The organism is Reyranella sp. GW821-FHT14A01 (genome assembly GCF_058803965.1).
Map to the genome: position 1 here is coordinate 27,797 of NZ_JBXAPM010000014.1, position 14,255 is coordinate 42,051.

General features: G+C 64.7%; 16 protein-coding genes. 6 read left to right on the top strand and 10 right to left on the bottom strand.

What is annotated here, in order from left to right:
- Positions 1-3 precede the first annotated feature (3 nt).
- Positions 4-1,068: a LipP1 family hormone-sensitive lipase gene (gene lipP1 / locus AC1ROX_RS23695; RefSeq protein ID WP_493129793.1), complete on the bottom strand. Its 1,065-nt coding sequence runs from the start codon at positions 1,066-1,068 to the stop codon at positions 4-6.
- 65 nt (positions 1,069-1,133) lie between these two features.
- Here lipP1 and AC1ROX_RS23700 point away from each other — a divergent pair, with 65 nt between their 5' ends.
- The gene (locus AC1ROX_RS23700; protein WP_493129795.1) at positions 1,134-2,417 is read left to right on the top strand and encodes an adenylate/guanylate cyclase domain-containing protein; all 1,284 of its coding nucleotides are present in this window, start codon (positions 1,134-1,136) and stop codon (positions 2,415-2,417) included.
- Positions 2,402-2,878, top strand: coding sequence for a gamma-glutamylcyclotransferase family protein (locus AC1ROX_RS23705; RefSeq protein WP_493129797.1), 477 nt, complete (start codon positions 2,402-2,404; stop codon positions 2,876-2,878). The genes AC1ROX_RS23700 and AC1ROX_RS23705 overlap by 16 nt, the downstream gene beginning before the upstream one ends.
- Positions 2,879-2,982: 104 nt before the next feature.
- On the opposite strand, the gene AC1ROX_RS23710 is transcribed toward AC1ROX_RS23705, so the two are convergent.
- From AC1ROX_RS23710 to AC1ROX_RS23735, 6 genes are all read right to left on the bottom strand, one after another.
- Entirely contained in the window at positions 2,983-3,951 is a 969-nt protein-coding gene (locus AC1ROX_RS23710; RefSeq protein ID WP_493129799.1) for a dienelactone hydrolase family protein, read from the bottom strand.
- Positions 3,951-4,394, bottom strand: coding sequence for a VOC family protein (locus AC1ROX_RS23715; protein ID WP_493129801.1), 444 nt, complete (start codon positions 4,392-4,394; stop codon positions 3,951-3,953). The genes AC1ROX_RS23710 and AC1ROX_RS23715 overlap by 1 nt, the downstream gene beginning before the upstream one ends.
- A 76-nt stretch (positions 4,395-4,470) precedes the next feature.
- Entirely contained in the window at positions 4,471-5,337 is an 867-nt protein-coding gene (locus AC1ROX_RS23720) for a transglutaminase-like domain-containing protein (protein WP_493129803.1), read from the bottom strand.
- The gene (locus tag AC1ROX_RS23725; protein WP_493129805.1) at positions 5,334-5,762 is read right to left on the bottom strand and encodes an SRPBCC family protein; all 429 of its coding nucleotides are present in this window, start codon (positions 5,760-5,762) and stop codon (positions 5,334-5,336) included. Before AC1ROX_RS23725 ends, AC1ROX_RS23720 begins: the two co-directional genes overlap by 4 nt.
- The gene (locus AC1ROX_RS23730; RefSeq protein ID WP_493129807.1) at positions 5,672-6,094 is read right to left on the bottom strand and encodes an ArsR/SmtB family transcription factor; all 423 of its coding nucleotides are present in this window, start codon (positions 6,092-6,094) and stop codon (positions 5,672-5,674) included. Before AC1ROX_RS23730 ends, AC1ROX_RS23725 begins: the two co-directional genes overlap by 91 nt.
- Before the next feature lie 50 nt (positions 6,095-6,144).
- Positions 6,145-6,885 carry a DUF72 domain-containing protein gene (locus AC1ROX_RS23735; RefSeq protein WP_493129809.1) on the bottom strand — a complete coding sequence of 247 codons (741 nt, stop codon included), beginning with the start codon at positions 6,883-6,885 and terminating at the stop codon, positions 6,145-6,147.
- A 41-nt stretch (positions 6,886-6,926) separates the two neighbouring features.
- On the opposite strand from AC1ROX_RS23735, the gene AC1ROX_RS23740 reads away from it, so the two are divergent.
- The gene (locus AC1ROX_RS23740; protein WP_493129811.1) at positions 6,927-7,427 is read left to right on the top strand and encodes a response regulator; all 501 of its coding nucleotides are present in this window, start codon (positions 6,927-6,929) and stop codon (positions 7,425-7,427) included.
- A gap of 22 nt (positions 7,428-7,449) precedes the next feature.
- Here the strand turns inward: AC1ROX_RS23740 and AC1ROX_RS23745 are convergent, their stop codons facing one another.
- Both AC1ROX_RS23745 and AC1ROX_RS23750 read right to left on the bottom strand, forming a co-directional pair.
- Positions 7,450-8,448, bottom strand: coding sequence for a hypothetical protein (locus AC1ROX_RS23745; RefSeq protein ID WP_493129813.1), 999 nt, complete (start codon positions 8,446-8,448; stop codon positions 7,450-7,452).
- 25 nt (positions 8,449-8,473) lie between these two features.
- Positions 8,474-10,327, bottom strand: a complete 1,854-nt coding sequence (locus tag AC1ROX_RS23750; protein WP_493129815.1) for a hypothetical protein — start codon at positions 10,325-10,327, stop codon at positions 8,474-8,476.
- Positions 10,328-10,750: 423 nt separating this feature from the next.
- On the opposite strand from AC1ROX_RS23750, the gene AC1ROX_RS23755 reads away from it, so the two are divergent.
- From AC1ROX_RS23755 to AC1ROX_RS23765, 3 genes are all read left to right on the top strand, one after another.
- A complete protein-coding gene (locus AC1ROX_RS23755) occupies positions 10,751-11,404 on the top strand; it encodes a glycoside hydrolase family 19 protein (protein ID WP_493129817.1) in 654 nt (217 codons plus the stop codon).
- A gap of 67 nt (positions 11,405-11,471) precedes the next feature.
- Entirely contained in the window at positions 11,472-11,618 is a 147-nt protein-coding gene (locus tag AC1ROX_RS23760; protein WP_493129819.1) for a hypothetical protein, read from the top strand.
- Between the two features lie 81 nt (positions 11,619-11,699).
- Positions 11,700-13,223, top strand: a complete 1,524-nt coding sequence (locus AC1ROX_RS23765) for a M15 family metallopeptidase (RefSeq protein WP_493129821.1) — start codon at positions 11,700-11,702, stop codon at positions 13,221-13,223.
- 18 nt (positions 13,224-13,241) lie between these two features.
- Here AC1ROX_RS23765 and AC1ROX_RS23770 read toward each other — a convergent pair whose 3' ends face one another.
- Complete coding sequence (locus AC1ROX_RS23770) at positions 13,242-14,036, bottom strand: adenylate/guanylate cyclase domain-containing protein (protein WP_493129823.1); 795 nt, start codon at positions 14,034-14,036, stop codon at positions 13,242-13,244.
- Positions 14,037-14,255: the final 219 nt, after the last annotated feature.

Consider the following 14,255-nt stretch of genomic DNA (forward strand, 5'->3'; position numbering starts at 1 on the left):
CCATCATCGTCCCAGTTGCGCGAGTTCGTGGCGCAGGCCCGCCACCATGTCGTCCATCGCCCGCGCCGCCGCATGAACCGTGCCGCGCATGCCGACGAAACCATGGATCAGCGTCTCGAATTCGCGGTGGATCGCCTTGACGCCGGCCGCCTGCAGCTTCGAGGCATAGGCCTGGCCTTCGTCACGCAGCGGATCGAAGCCCGCGGTGAAGACCAGGGCCGGCGCCACGCCGGAAAGCTCGTCGGCGCGCAGCGGCGAGGCGCGCGGGTCGTCGACCTCGGCGACGGCATCGTTGAGGTAGTGCATGCGGAACCAGGCCATGTCGGCCTGGGTCAGAAGGAAGCCATCGCCGCAGCATTTGTGGGAGTTGGTGTCTCCGGCCATGTCGGTGGCCGGGTAGATCAGCCATTGCAGGCAGGGGGGATGCGGCTCGGCGCGCACCGTCCGGGCGACCACGGCGGCCAGCGTTCCGCCTGCCGAATCGCCGGCCACGACGATGCGGTCGGGGTCGAGACCCAGCGAGACGGCGTTGCCCGCCACCCAGCGGTAGGAGGCAAGCGCGTCGTCCACCGCCGCGGGGAACTTGTGTTCGGGCGCCAGCCGGTAGTCGACCGCGACGACGGCGCAGCCCGACCGTGCGCAGAAATAGCGGCAGGCGAGATCGTAGCCTTCGAGGCTGCCGATGACCCAGCCGCCGCCATGGAAATACACGATGGTGGGCAGCAGGCGCGCCACGGCTCCGGCCGGCCGGTAGATGCGCACGCGCAGGGGGCCGGCGGGGCCGGGGAGGGTGCGGTCGAGGATGGAGCTTACCGGCGCGGGCCTGCCGCCCAGCAGCTTCATGAAGGCGTCGAAATCGTCGCGCGCCTCGGCGACGCTCAGGGAATGCACCGGAGGCTGGCCGCTATGGGCCAGGAGTTTCAGGAACCATTGCGTCCGGCCGTCCAGCGTGCGGCCGTCGACCTCGACCGGCGGTCCGGCCAGGATGTTGACCCAGGAAATCGGCATGCGCAGGGCCAGGTTGGCGACCTTTCCCTGGATCTCCCGCGCGATCTCCTTCATCGACATGATGAGTAAGTAGCATTGCCTCAGCCCGTTGTGGAGCCCGACGCCACTGGCTAGTTTGGCGCGCGATGGCTGCCGCGGTGCCCGACTTCTTCTCAGACGCGCTCCGCCGCGAGATCATTCGCAGCGAGCAGCAGCGCATGCGCGCGCTCGCCATCATCCTGGCGATCTTGCTGGCGGTCACGCTGATCGTGGCCAATTTCTTCCCGGATTATTCGGCGCGCATGTTCCAGCATGCCGTGCCGGGCTGGATGCCGCTGGTGGGCGTCGCGCCGTTCCTGCTCTACGAGCTGGGCTCGCTCACCTTCCTGCGCTACCGCGCGGCACGGGATCTCGATTTCCCGAGGGTCGCGCGCTTCGGCAACGCCCTGATCGAAACGTCGCTGCCGGCCGCTGTGATCGTCACGCTCAGCCACTACATGGACCCGATACTGGTCTTCAGCTTCTGGCCACCGCTGCTCTATTTTCTCTTCATCCTGCTCTCGACCCTGCGGCTCGACTTCTGGCTGTCGGTCTGGACCGGCAGCGTCGCGGCCCTGCAGCAGATCGTGCTGGTCCTCTGGCTGGTGCCGCTAGAACCATGGGGGAACATCCCGCAGGAAACGCTGCTGTTCCATTTCAGCCGTACGCTGATCCTCTTCGCGAGCGGCCTGATCGCGGGCTTCGTGGCGATCAGCCTGCGCACCCAGTTCGAGAAATCGGTGCGGGCGGTGGCGTCGCGCGATCGCGTCACCAACCTGTTCGGCCAGCATGTCTCGCCCGCCGTCGTCGACCGCCTGCTGGCGACGCGGACCGATCCGCCGAGCGAGATGCGCACGGTGTGCGTGCTGTTTCTCGATATCAGGGGATTCACGGCGATGACGCGCAAGCGCTCGGCCGAGGAAACCGTGGCGTTGCTCAATGCCTTCTTCGCCGAGATGATCGACGTGGTCGACCGCAATAACGGCATCATCAACAAGTTCCTGGGCGACGGTTTCCTCGCTCTGTTCGGCGCGCCGCTCGCCGATCCCGCTGCCGCGCGCAATGCGCTGGCGGCGGCGCAGTCGATGATCGCGGCCGTCGAGGAATGGAACCGCACGCACCCAGGCTGGGCGCTCCGCGTCGGCATCGGCATCCATCTTGGTGACGCGGTGACCGGCACGGTGGGCTCGCCGCAGCGCAAGGAATATACGGTGATCGGCGACACGGTGAACCTCGCGGCGCGGCTGGAGCAGCTCACCAAGGACGTGGGTGCGAAGCTGCTGGTTTCCGATTCGGTGTATGACGCGACGCCGTGCGACGGCGCGGTCGATCTCGGCCCGATCGCGATCCGCGGCTACGAGGAGAAGGTGCGGGTATGGCGGATGGCCTGACCTGGTATTTCGCCTACGGCTCCAACATGGATGCCGCGCGCCTGTTCGACCAGCGGCTGGCGCCCAGGGGCGTGCCGCGCGGCGACCGCATCGCCGGCCGCCTCGACGGGTGGCGCCTCGTCTTCGACAAGCCCGAGCGGAACATGGGCGGCGGCGCGGCGGCCAACATCGTCCCGGCCGACGGCGCTGTGGTGCATGGCACGCTGAACGCGCTGCCCGACGAAGGCTTCATGGTGCTCGATATCTACGAGGGCGTCGCCGATCGCCACTACGAACGCCGCACCATCCGCGTGGTGCGCGGTGACACCGGCGAAGAAGTCGAGGCGATCGTCTATGTCGCCCTGATGCAGGGCGAGGGCCTCAAGCCTCAACGGGCCTATCTCAACTGCCTGCTCGCCGGCCGCGATCTGCTGCCGGCCGACTATTGGGAACAGTTGGCCAAGACGCCGACGTTCGACTGAGCAAGGATCCTTCGCTGCGCTCAGGATGACACCGATTTCGGAGTTACGCAGTGCGCCAATGCAAACAGGTGTCATCCTGAGCGAAGCGAAGGATCCTTAGGCAGCTACCCGCCCAGCAGGTGGCGGCGCACGTAACCCTTCAGATCTTCCATCGACTGTTTGGCCGCCGCGTCGTTGGCGCCGCCGCTGACGCCCAGCGTCTTGCACGCGGCCATGGCCTTGGCCAGCGCGCCGGGGACCGGCTTGCCGTCGGGGCCGAAGGTGACGATACCGCTGTCACGCGTGATCCAGGAGCGGTCGGGCTGCTGCTGGTTAACGCACTTCGAGTAGTTCTCGCCGCGCGGATTGGAATAGGGCGGGCCGTAGTCGAAACCGTGCATGGCGCCGGGGAAGACCTTGGTCTGGATCGTGGCGCCTGCAGCGCGCAGCGCCTCGCCGTAGGTCTGGCAGGGCTCGAAGCCCACATAGCTATCGGCGCCGCCCAGCAGCTGGTAGATCGGCGCGCCGGTCGTGCGCGGCTGGTAGTACTGCGCGGTGCACGCCGGATAGAAGGGCACGTGCAGCGCATAGCGCGGCCCGCCCGGCGTTCCGCCGGCGGCGAGGATGAGCTGCTCGTGCGAGGCCATCAGCGCCGAGGTGCCGCCCTTCGAGAATCCCATGATGCCGATATGGCGGCGGTCGATGCGCGGATTGGCGGCGAGCGCCTTGAGCGCGGCCAGCGCGTCGAGGTTGAAGTCCTGCCCGGTGACGGCGGACTGGTCGGTCACGGTCGAAGTGACGCCGCGCGGCTTGAAGGAGTCGATCACCACGGTGGCAACGCCCATCGGCAGCAGCTCGCGGACGTAGCGGGCCTCGCGCTCGCCGACGCCGCCGCTGCCGTGATGGATCACCATAGCCGGTACGGGACCGGCTGCAGAAGCGGCCCAGGTGATCTCGGCCGTCACCTGGACGGGCTGGCCCTTCTGCCGGCTCTCGAAGGATATCGTCTCGCGCTGCTGCGCCTGCGCGCCCGTCAGAAGAGCGGCGCAGGCCAGCAGGGAACAGGCGGCGACGCGTGCCGCCCGCAGCAACATCAGGCCGGGACTTTCTGCTTCTCGGCCGTGATCTTGTTGGCCATCGGGTCGTAGCCCTTGAGCTCGGCCACGTCTTCCTCGTGCCAGAAGTTCAGCTCGATCATGACGCCGTCGGGGTCGTGCACGAAGACCTGCTGCAGCGGCCGCGCCGGCACCTTCTTGACCTCGAAGGCCACGCCGTCCTGCTTGATCTGGTCGAGCGTGCCGCGGATGTCGGCGCAGTTGATGGCGATATGGTCGATGGCGCCGCTGCCCTGGTCGGTGCGGCCGCTTTCGGAGATGAGATGCAGGATCGCCTTCTCGCCGGCGTACATCCAGGCGCCGGGGAAGGGGAAGGGCGGACGGTCGCCGTTGATCAGGCCGACATAGCGCTCGTAGAAGCGCACGGTGGCCTCGAGGTCAGTGCAGTAGATGTTGTAATGGTCGAGCGAGAGTGCAGGCATAGGGCTTCTCCCAAGATTTGGCAGGCTCCGAGCTTACAACAGTCGGGCGGGCTCGGGGCAGCAGGAATCGCCGGATTCAGCCGCTCTGCGCTACGGCTTCCTCGCGGCCCAGGACATTGTTGAACAGGACCGGCGGCACGGCGACCCGGCTGTCGTCGTAGGCCGCGCGCAGGGCTTCGGGATCGGTATCGGGGCGGCTCGACAGGTTGGCCAGCCGGTCGATGAAGGGGCGGTCGATCCTGTCGTTGTCCATCACCATGGCGCCCCAGGTGTCCCACGGCAGCATCTCGTGACCGTTCAGGGCGGCCACGTCGCGGATCACGTTGTCGGCGATGAACCACCAGCCCTTGAGGTGGAGGATGCAGAAGTCGTCCGCATCGGCCTTGCCTTCGCGGCAGACCGTCCAGGCATCGCCCGCGACCAGGAACTGGTCGCGCGGCACGTCGAGCGGATCGATGGCGACGTTGAAGAGCTGCCTCTGGTGCGGATCCATCTGGGCATCGACCAGCACCCAGCGCTGCCCAGCCTCGTTCCAGTATTCCGTGACCCAGTGGTCGTAGAACTTGCCCTTCTCGAAATAGGCGGCGAAGCCGCAGCGTGCCCGTGCCGGGATGCCCTGTGCCCGCAGCAACGCGACGTGGATCAGCGAGAAATGGCGGCAGACGCCCACCTGGCGTTCGGCCGGCGCGCGAGCCGCCGTGAGCGGACGTGCGTCATCGGCGGCGATGCCGTCGAGAATGCCCTCGACGGAGCGGACATGTGCTTCGGCATGCTGGGCGTCGTCGAGCTGCACGCCGTAGGTCGGGGCGACGTGCTCATGCATCAGGATGCCCTGTACGATCTCGGCAAGGGCCTTCGGTCCGCGCGGCAGGCCGTCGAGAAGGTCCGAGCGGCGACCCGGCGAACTCAGACCGGCGGGCTGGAGCCATTGTTCGACGTTCATGCGAACAGCTCCTCCAGCCGGTCGAGCGCCATGCCCCAGCCGCCGCGATGACCGTCGCGCGCCTTCTCGTCGAAGAACTGCTCGTGGGTCAGCGTCAGGATCGTGCCGTCATTGTCCGGCTTCAGGTCGATCGTGACCTGCGATTCGCGCTCGGGCGTGCTCTGCCAGGCCCAGGAGAAGACGAGCCGGGTCGGCGGATCGATCTCGCGATAGACGCCGCTCACGCTGTGATGCTCGTCGTCCGGCGTCCAGAACTGGACGCGGAAGCGGCCGCCGACCCGGAGGTCGGTCACGGCGATCGGTGTCTTGTGGCCGGTGTTACCCCACCATTGGATCATTTTTTCCGGCTGCGTCCAGGCTTCGTAGACTTTTTCGGGCGGGGCCTTGAGGCGGCGCTTGAGGGCGAGGCTGGGCTTGCTGGCCATGTGTCGTCTTTCTCCAGGAAGGCGGCGAGGCGGTCGAGCTGTTGCGTCCAGTAGCGTTCGTAGTGGGCAAGCCAGTTCAATGCCTGCTCCATCGGCTCGGCCTTGAGCTGGCAGGTGACGGTACGGCCGGCCTTGGAGCGCACGATCAGGCCGGCCTCGGAGAGCACGTCGAGATGCTTCATGATGGCCGGCAGCGACACCGGGAAGGGCCGCGCCAGCTCGCTCACGGTGACGCCGTCTTCGGCGTCGAGGCGGGCGAGCAGCGCCCGTCGCGTCGGGTCGGCGAGGGCTGAGAAGGTGCGGTCGAGGACGGCGCTTTGATTGTTAACCATAGGGTTAACGGTTAGGCGGCTCCCTCGGGCAAGTCAAGAGGCAGCCGGTCTCAGCCGAGCTTCTCGATCAGCGCCTGGGCGGCGGCGGGATTGCGGACCTTGGCGCCGGAGATGAAGTAGACGAAGGCGTCGCCTTTCTTCGCCCAGGCCTTGGCACGCTTGGCCCACTTGTCGATGTCGGCGGGCTTGTAGCCGGTCTTCACCTTCTCCTCGGCCTGCATCAGCCGGGCGTAGGTGAAATCGGCGGTCGGCTCGTCGATCTCGGGGAAATCCTTGTCGTGGGCATAGACGATCGCCGCGTTGTACTTGCGGGCAAGATCGTAGAAGCGCTCGTCCTTGAAGCTGTCGTGCCGGACCTCGAGCGCGTGGCGCAGCTTCAGCTTGCCGACCTCGCGCGGCAGAAGCTTCAGGAAGGCCTCGAAGTCTTCCGGATCGAACTTCTTGGTGCCCATGAACTGCCAGTTGATCGGACCCAGCCGGTCCTTGAGCTCGACCAGCCCCTGGGTCACGAAGCGCTGCACCGATTCGCCGGCATCGGCGAGGACCTTCCGGTTGGTGCAGAAGCGCGAGGCCTTCACCGCGAACACGAAGCCGTCCGGTGTCTCGTCGTGCCACTTGGCCCAGCTCGCGGGCTTGAAGCTCGAATAGTAGGTGCCGTTGATCTCGATCGAGGTGAGCTGGCGGCTGGCATATTCCAGCTCGCGCTTCTGCGTCAGGTCTTCGGGATAGAAGACGCCGCGCCACGGCTCGAAGGTCCAGCCGCCGATACCGACAAGGATTTTTCCACTCATGCCGCGGAGTATAGCGGCAAAAAAAGAACAGTAATTCCGGAATGCGATTGGACCGGAGTGAACTGAAAGGCGTTTGCCTCCGTACTGAGAGTGCGGCCGTGGGAAGCCGTGCGCGTTGCGTAGGATTGGGGTGGGTGTTGGCGGATTCGGGTGATGCAGGCGCGTCAGGCCTGTCGATTCTCGTTGTTGAAAGCGATCCGGCGGCGAAGAGCGTCCTCGTGGAGCATTTGCGGCGGCACGGGTTCAGGATCGTCGAAGCGGAGCATGGTGGACCGGCCATCCGGATCGCCCATGCCCAGGCCTTCGATTATGTGATTGCCGACATCGACTGGGCGGGCGTCAGCGACGGTGCGGCCCTGGCCCGGTGGTCGAGGACCAGCCGCCCGGAATCGCGGGTGATCCTGACGTCGACGACCCTGTCCCACTGGTTTCCCGCCGGCAGCGCGATGGCCGGCCTGCCGATCATCAGGAAGCCTTTCCGCCAGGAAGACCTCGATCGCTTCCTGGCGCCGGTGGCGGTTACGGCAATGCCGGGTTCGTGAATTTGGCCGTGCCTGCCGCCGGTCACATCTCCCAAGGGCAGGGCGGCTGCGTCACGGGAGTCGGATTGCCAATTGCAGAGACGAAGGATCTTCTGAGTGAATCCGGGACGGCGGCTTTTCGTGGATCCGCGATCTCCAGGTTGGCGGTCACCTCGGCGGCCCATTTGTGCCGCAGCAGTGAATTGCAGGAATCGCGCTCCTCGAACGTCAATTTTTGATCGGAAGGCGTGCTGGGAAAGGCCGCCTGGGTCAAGGCGGCAGACCAGGCGCGCAGCACCTGATACTGGGCGAGCAACGCATAGATCCGCAGGGACTGCTCGGTGGTCAGCGGCCTGCCCTCGATCGGACTGGCATTCTCGGCCAGGCCCTTGCCGATGTTCTGGAAAGCCGATTTGAAATTGCCGCTGGCGACCTTTGGATTGCCATTTAGGGTATTCCTGAGCCCCAGATTGTGATCGAGCAGGCCGCTCAGGATGATCATGGTGAACCGGTCCCGCTTGAGAAACGGTTGCTCCCGGAGCAGCGCCGCCGCCTTGATGCTGCTCTCGTCGGCGCACCTGCGATGGTTCTGGGCCTCGCACGGATCGGCTTCATTGCCGGCAATAGACCCCTGCAGATCGTCGAGCCGCCAACTCGCGAGAGCCAGGAGTGCGTAGGCGGATCCGGTCAGCTTCTGCTTGTCGAGGGCCGCCCCTTCCTTGTCGAGCGCCTTGCGCACATTTTCCCGGGCATCCGCATAGTGGATCACCGCTCCTCCGGACAAAGGCGCCGCCTGCGGTCCAGGCTTGATGGCGTCGGGAGGAGGCTTCAGAGGATCGACACTCTGGGGCGGCGTGATGGCCGCGAGCGGTTCGCCGAGCACCGCCTGGTTCTCGATGGCGGCACCCCTGCTGAACGATTCCTGTGCGTTTTGGAGATGGCGCTCGGCGCAGCCGGCGGTGGCCAGCAGTATCCCCAGTACAAAGACGGTGCGAAGCTCACCGAAGAAGGTGCTTGCCGCAACGGCTCGATCGCGTGTCATGAGGGTTCCCTTCGATCAACTGCAATTAAGCGGTCAGTTTCTCTGCAATCGTTTCGCCGAGCTGGCTCAGTGACTGACCCTTGGAAATGGCGTCGACGAGAGCTGCTTCGACTGCGTCAAGCTTCGGCCCGTTCACGGGTTTGGTTTCGGGCAGTACTGCGATGACATCGAAGGCTGCCTGGACCAGGCCGACCTGGAACGTCGTTCCCGTGACACGCCACTTCGCAGCATCGCTTCCATTCACCTTTACCTTGGCCAGCGCCCTGAAGACCGCTTCCAGGACCGCCTTGAGCACGATGGAGCCTGGCGTCGCCTCCTTCAGCAGGGGCTGGTTGAGCGTGGCTGCCTCGACGCCTGCTGCGATGATCACGACCGCGTCCGCCGCGGACAACTTGCCGACGCTCTGGTCGGACAGCGCTTTCAGCATCCCGCTCAGGGCGAGCTTGAGGTACGTGTCGCTGCCGGGTAGTGCCTCCATCAGCTTAGGATTGGTCGCAACTGAATCGATAACGGCATCAACCAACTGAATCATGTCGTCGGTTGTGAAAGTTGACAGGCGACCGGGGCTGGCGGCCACACCGGCAAGCACGTCGAGCACTGTCGTTGCCGCTCCACGTGCAAGGTTTTGCTTTGGATCAAGCGAGTTATTGGGCCAAAGCGTGTCGATATGCCGATCGGTGGCGGTGATCACGATGGCGGCGGTATCGGCGAATGCCCCTTGAAGGGTGGTTGGCACTCCCGCCTTGGAGAATGATGTGAAGAGGTCGGCGAGTAGTGGCGACAACCGCTTCTCGGTCTCGCCCTCCATGCGCAGTATTCCAGGATTGTTGCCAACCGCTGCGAGGGTCGCGCGGATCATCGTCTCGAATCCTGCGGTCGAGACGGCGCCCGCGACATCGATTTTGACATGACCGGCAAGGTCGGCAGGCAAGACCAGATCGAGGAAGACCTTGCCGACCTGCTGCACAACCTTGGTTTCCGGGCCGCTAGCCTCGTCGAGGATCTCGAAGAGCGCGGGATTGTCGAGCACAGTCTCGGCCGCCGCTCGCAAGGTAGCTGCTGCGAGGCTCTGTACGATGAAGCTCCTCTCCTCCAGCGCATTGGTGTCGAGATTGTCGAGAGTTTCCTTCGGGATTGCCTGGATGGCTTTGCCGAGGTTGCTTGTCATGGCCTTTATCAGCGCGCTTTCGCGTACGCCGTTGGTGATCAGGCCAGGGTTTGCGGCCACGGTATCGAGCACCGCGACCATCGTATCGGTGACGATTTTGGTTTTCTTTGCATGGGCAAAATCGACGTTTTGCATGGCTTGCAGAAATGCCTTAAGGGCCTTGCCCTCCGGGCGGCTGGTCGAGATGGCGCCTGGATCGTTGGCGAACCACAATACCGCGACGTCCACGACGGTGCCCAAGGCGATCTGCCAGGCAACCGGTGCGTTGGGGTCGCCCTTCGTCCACTGTCGGATCGACAGCATGGCGAGCACGGCCTCGTTTGGGGCGATATCCGGACTGGCGGTCACCACTACGAACGGCGGGGGGTGAAGGACGTCCAGCCAATAATTGCGAAAGGCGACGGCTGCGTACTTCTGCTCATCCGGAGGTTCGATGCCCGTCGCGTTGAAAGCCTTCGCGATCGGCAGGACGATCTCTTTCTGACGCTTGAAGGTCTCGAGAAGCCCGGGATCGGTCGGGGGCGGCTCGGTCCTTATGAAACCGGCCACGACTCCGAAATTTGCTGTCACGCCCTCTGCCATCACGCGTGGCAGCGGGAGCGTGATGGGCGCCTCCTTGATGGACGCGGCATAGGCCTCGCGCAGGCCGCTGTAGAGCTTGACGCCTGCCTGGATGGCGAGAATGACCAGTTCGACCGGGATTGTGATCATGACGTTCGCTCCCCCTGAATTCGTAACCCACGGCGCGCTATGTGCGCCCGCCAGGCGCAGTTGCAACGGCGACGATCGCAAGAGAACTGACGCGCGCGCGACCGCGCTTTGGCTTTTGCTGCCAACACGGCAAGCCGGCGTAGGGGGGGCTTGTCGAGGCCCCAACATGTTCGTAGCGTCTCCCCCGCTCGACAGCGTGGAGTATGCTGCTGCCCGCGCAGGTTGTCTGCAGCAATCTCCATCTCCTTAAGCCCTGACAAATCTCGCAATAAAATTGGCATTTCGCTGCTGGACGACAATTGCAAGGGCGAAAATGGGGTACACGGAAGAGTCGTTGGATATGTAGGAATAGCCCTTTAAGGTATATCGCTCGTTGAGCGTATCGATCAGCTTGCGTGTGTCCGCAACGACGGGGAGGTTGCTATGCGCGTGCTTGTGACGGCGAGCCAGTGGCGGAAGCTATTCCCCAACGCGCCGCAGAGCGTGATCGATGCGTTCGATGCCAATGCCGGCGTCCTCGATGCGGCAGGCATCACGAACAGCAAGACACATTTCGCCTTTGCCTTCGCCAATGTCGATCATGAGTGCAACGGCTTTCAGATCAAGAACCTCATCGAGAATATCAACTATAGGGCCGACCGGCTGGCGGCAGTCTTTCCCAACCGCTTCGGGTCGGCGGACGACGTGCGCTTGAAGTATGGCACCGAGCCTGGCTGGCAGAAGAAGGCGTTCGACGAGATCTACGGAAAGCGCATGGGCAACCGGCCGGGGACAAGCGATGGATCGACTTACATCGGCCGGGGTGGACCGCAGATCACCGGACGTGACGGCTATGAAGAGGTAGGCCAGCGGTGCCAGCTTGACCTCGTCGGCAATCCCGATCTCGCGACGCTGCCGCAGCACCAGCCCGCGATCCTCACCGCGTTCTGGGACTGGAAGAAGCTGAACGCCTTTGCCGAGAGCAACGACTTCGAAGGCTGCGTTCGGGCCTGGAACGGAGGCCTTAACGGATTCGAGGACCGTGAAGCCCGGATGGAACGGCAGAAGCCGATCATCGATAGCCTGGCCACGGCCTGAAAGTCGCTTTGGGGAGGTCCGTCATGTCGTCATCGACGGGTGCGGTCATGCAGAAGGGCTTCGCCTGATGCCCGACGCCGGCCCACCGACCAACATGGCGTTGGTGAGACTACCGATCGAAGGCCTTGCGAGCGGCGAGGCCAATGCGTTCGTGGCGAAACGGGTTATCGCCGCGGTAAGCGGCTTCGATCTCGCAGGCGGCGTCGACGTCTGATCGGGCGGCGCCGAGTCCGGGCGAAGGTCGACGCGAGTGGGTTTCCCTTGATGTATCGGAACACACCGGAGGATCGCCGACATGCCCCGCAGCACTGAAGAGCAGCGCGTAATCTGGCGGGAATTCGAATGTGCGGAAGAACGAATGATCGTTATTCCCTTCGGACCCGATCGCATTCGCGTGGCGCCTCCCACGGCCGAGGCCTGGCAGGCGCTGGCCGCCGTGCTGGCCCATCACGGTTACCAGATTCGGACGGCCGATACGGACAGCTATAACTGTCGCACGATAAAGAGCGGCACGGGTCGGAGCCTTCACTCCTACGGGATCGCGCTGGATGTCAACTGGAATACGAATCCGTGGCTCGATCACGAGGGCAGCCGCGCCGTGCGTTTCTCGGACAAGGCAACGCAGCAGGAACGGGCAGAGGATGTCCGGTTCGGCAAGGCCGACACGGACATGACACCGGCCATGATCGAATCCGTGGGAAAGATCCAGACCAAGGATGGTCTCCGGATTTTCGAATGGGGCGGCCACTGGCAGACGGTCAAGGACTGCATGCATTTCGAGATCGACGTGGCGCCGGCGGAGCTTGCGAAGGGCATTGATAAAGGCACGGTCGAGGGGTGGGAGGTATTTGCCGCCGAGGCGGCCATCCCATCCTCGGCATCGATGACCCAGTCCAGCACCGCCCATTCCCCAGCTTCACCCCTTCCGGGAGGACCTTCGATGAGCAACGCCGCCAATCCGCCATCACCGTCCTCGGCACATGTCGTCATTGCGCGCGACGGGTTGAACCTTCGGAGCGGACCCGGAACGGACTTTTCCGTGCTTCAGACTCTCCCGCCCGGGAAAGCGATCTTTGTCATCGGGCGTCAGGGTGATTGGGCGCAGATCGACATCGAGGGGGATGGTCTGGCGGATGGCTTCGTCGCATTCGCATTTCTGCGCGCCGCCGGCACGCCGCCGGCGCCTTCCACGCCAATGCCTGCCCCGCCGTTACCGGCTGCCCCTGCAGGGATTGCCGGCGGGATCCTGAATGGAGTCACGCCCGCATTGGTGAAGCGAATGTTCCCGGCCACGGGCCTGGGCCCGATCACGGCCAACCTGCCGTTCGTCCTGCAGGGCCTGGCGGATTGCAATCTGGGCGATCGCGCGATGGTGCTGATGGCGCTCTCCACGATCCGGGCGGAGACGGAGGGCTTCGTCCCGATCGACGAATTCCGCAGCATCTTCAATACCCAGAGCAATCCGTTCGACCTCTATGACGCTGGCACCGAAATAGGGGCTCGACTTGGCAATACCGTGCCCGGCGACGGTCCGCGCTTCAAGGGGCGGGGCTACATTCAGCTGACGGGACGAGAAAACTACAACCGCATCGGGGCGCAGGTCGGTGAAGACCTTGTGAACAATCCCGATCGGGCGAACGATCCGCGCATCGCCGGCCGCATCCTGGCCCAGTTTCTCGCAAACAAGCAGCAGGCAATACGAGACGCGTTGGCACGCGACGATCTCCGCCGCGCCCGCGTCCTCGTGAACGGCGGCTCGCATGGCTTCGATCGCTTCAAGGATGCCTATGATCGGGGTCTTTCAGCACTTCCCGCTTAAGCAGGCCTGCGTGCTCGCCTACGGATCGACCCGGTAGAGGCGCCACCGCTTCGGCACGCCCTTGAGCTGGTGGAGGCCGCGATCCTTGAAGCGGACGTCGGAGTCCGACAGCAGATCCTTCACCGCGCGCGAGACCAGGACCTCGCCCGCGCGTGCTTTGGCGGCGACTCTCGAGCCGATGTGGAGGGCGAGGCCGACCACGTCGGGGCCGCTCACCTTGTACTCGCCGACATGCAACCCCGCCCTGATCTCCAGCCCGAGCGTGCGCACGGCGTCGCGGATGGCGGTCGCGCACTGGACCCCCGCGGCCGGCGCCGGGAAAGTCGCAAGCATGCCGTCGCCGGTCGTCACGACTTCCTTTCCGCTCGACGCCTTCAGTTCCTTGCGAACGGCGGCGTAGTAATGGTTCATCACCTGCGTCCACCGCGCATCGCCCAGCCGTGCGGCCTTTTCCGTCGACTGCACGATGTCGACGATCAGGATCGTGGCGAGCGCCTGTTCGAGTTCGGCGCCTCGTCTGGCGGGCCGGCGACGGATGGCGATGCTCGAGGCGAGCGGCTCGTAGTCATGGCTGCGCCGCCGTGCGACGGCGTTCCTCACATAGTCGGTGGCGGCTTTCACGGAACCGCAGCGGATTTCCTTCTCGCGCGGCGGGACCGTCCAGTAGACCTTGCGTCCGTCGCCCACGCCATGGACTTCGACCGCGCCCCATTTCAGGAAAACCGTCGGGCCGACCCGGCGGATCCACCAGGCCTTCGACGTGTAGCCGGACACGTTGGATCGATGGACACCGATGCGAAGGAACTTGGACATGTTCGTGGGGCGCGGCTGTTCCGTATGGCACTCGCTCAGGAAGGAAATGTGATCGTGCCTTCCTGGCTTGGCAACAAGGTTCCCCGATCCCGGAACCGAGCCGGCAACCTCAACTCGCGAAGCCAAAACGCCCATTATGGGCGGCGATCGGATTGCGAAGATAACGGAACGTTGAAAATATCCCGCCCCTGCCGGGGGACCGTATGCGCGCGCATTGTC

Coding starts and splice junctions, on each gene's coding strand:
- lipP1 (WP_493129793.1), bottom strand. CDS start 1,068: ATGTCGATGAAGGAGATCGCGCGGGAGATCCAGGGAAAGGTCGCCAAC.
- AC1ROX_RS23700 (WP_493129795.1), top strand. CDS start 1,134: ATGGCTGCCGCGGTGCCCGACTTCTTCTCAGACGCGCTCCGCCGCGAG.
- AC1ROX_RS23705 (WP_493129797.1), top strand. CDS start 2,402: ATGGCGGATGGCCTGACCTGGTATTTCGCCTACGGCTCCAACATGGAT.
- AC1ROX_RS23710 (WP_493129799.1), bottom strand. CDS start 3,951: ATGTTGCTGCGGGCGGCACGCGTCGCCGCCTGTTCCCTGCTGGCCTGC.
- AC1ROX_RS23715 (WP_493129801.1), bottom strand. CDS start 4,394: ATGCCTGCACTCTCGCTCGACCATTACAACATCTACTGCACTGACCTC.
- AC1ROX_RS23720 (WP_493129803.1), bottom strand. CDS start 5,337: ATGAACGTCGAACAATGGCTCCAGCCCGCCGGTCTGAGTTCGCCGGGT.
- AC1ROX_RS23725 (WP_493129805.1), bottom strand. CDS start 5,762: ATGGCCAGCAAGCCCAGCCTCGCCCTCAAGCGCCGCCTCAAGGCCCCG.
- AC1ROX_RS23730 (WP_493129807.1), bottom strand. CDS start 6,094: ATGGTTAACAATCAAAGCGCCGTCCTCGACCGCACCTTCTCAGCCCTC.
- AC1ROX_RS23735 (WP_493129809.1), bottom strand. CDS start 6,885: ATGAGTGGAAAAATCCTTGTCGGTATCGGCGGCTGGACCTTCGAGCCG.
- AC1ROX_RS23740 (WP_493129811.1), top strand. CDS start 6,927: ATGCGATTGGACCGGAGTGAACTGAAAGGCGTTTGCCTCCGTACTGAG.
- AC1ROX_RS23745 (WP_493129813.1), bottom strand. CDS start 8,448: ATGACACGCGATCGAGCCGTTGCGGCAAGCACCTTCTTCGGTGAGCTT.
- AC1ROX_RS23750 (WP_493129815.1), bottom strand. CDS start 10,327: ATGATCACAATCCCGGTCGAACTGGTCATTCTCGCCATCCAGGCAGGC.
- AC1ROX_RS23755 (WP_493129817.1), top strand. CDS start 10,751: ATGCGCGTGCTTGTGACGGCGAGCCAGTGGCGGAAGCTATTCCCCAAC.
- AC1ROX_RS23760 (WP_493129819.1), top strand. CDS start 11,472: ATGCCCGACGCCGGCCCACCGACCAACATGGCGTTGGTGAGACTACCG.
- AC1ROX_RS23765 (WP_493129821.1), top strand. CDS start 11,700: ATGCCCCGCAGCACTGAAGAGCAGCGCGTAATCTGGCGGGAATTCGAA.
- AC1ROX_RS23770 (WP_493129823.1), bottom strand. CDS start 14,036: ATGTCCAAGTTCCTTCGCATCGGTGTCCATCGATCCAACGTGTCCGGC.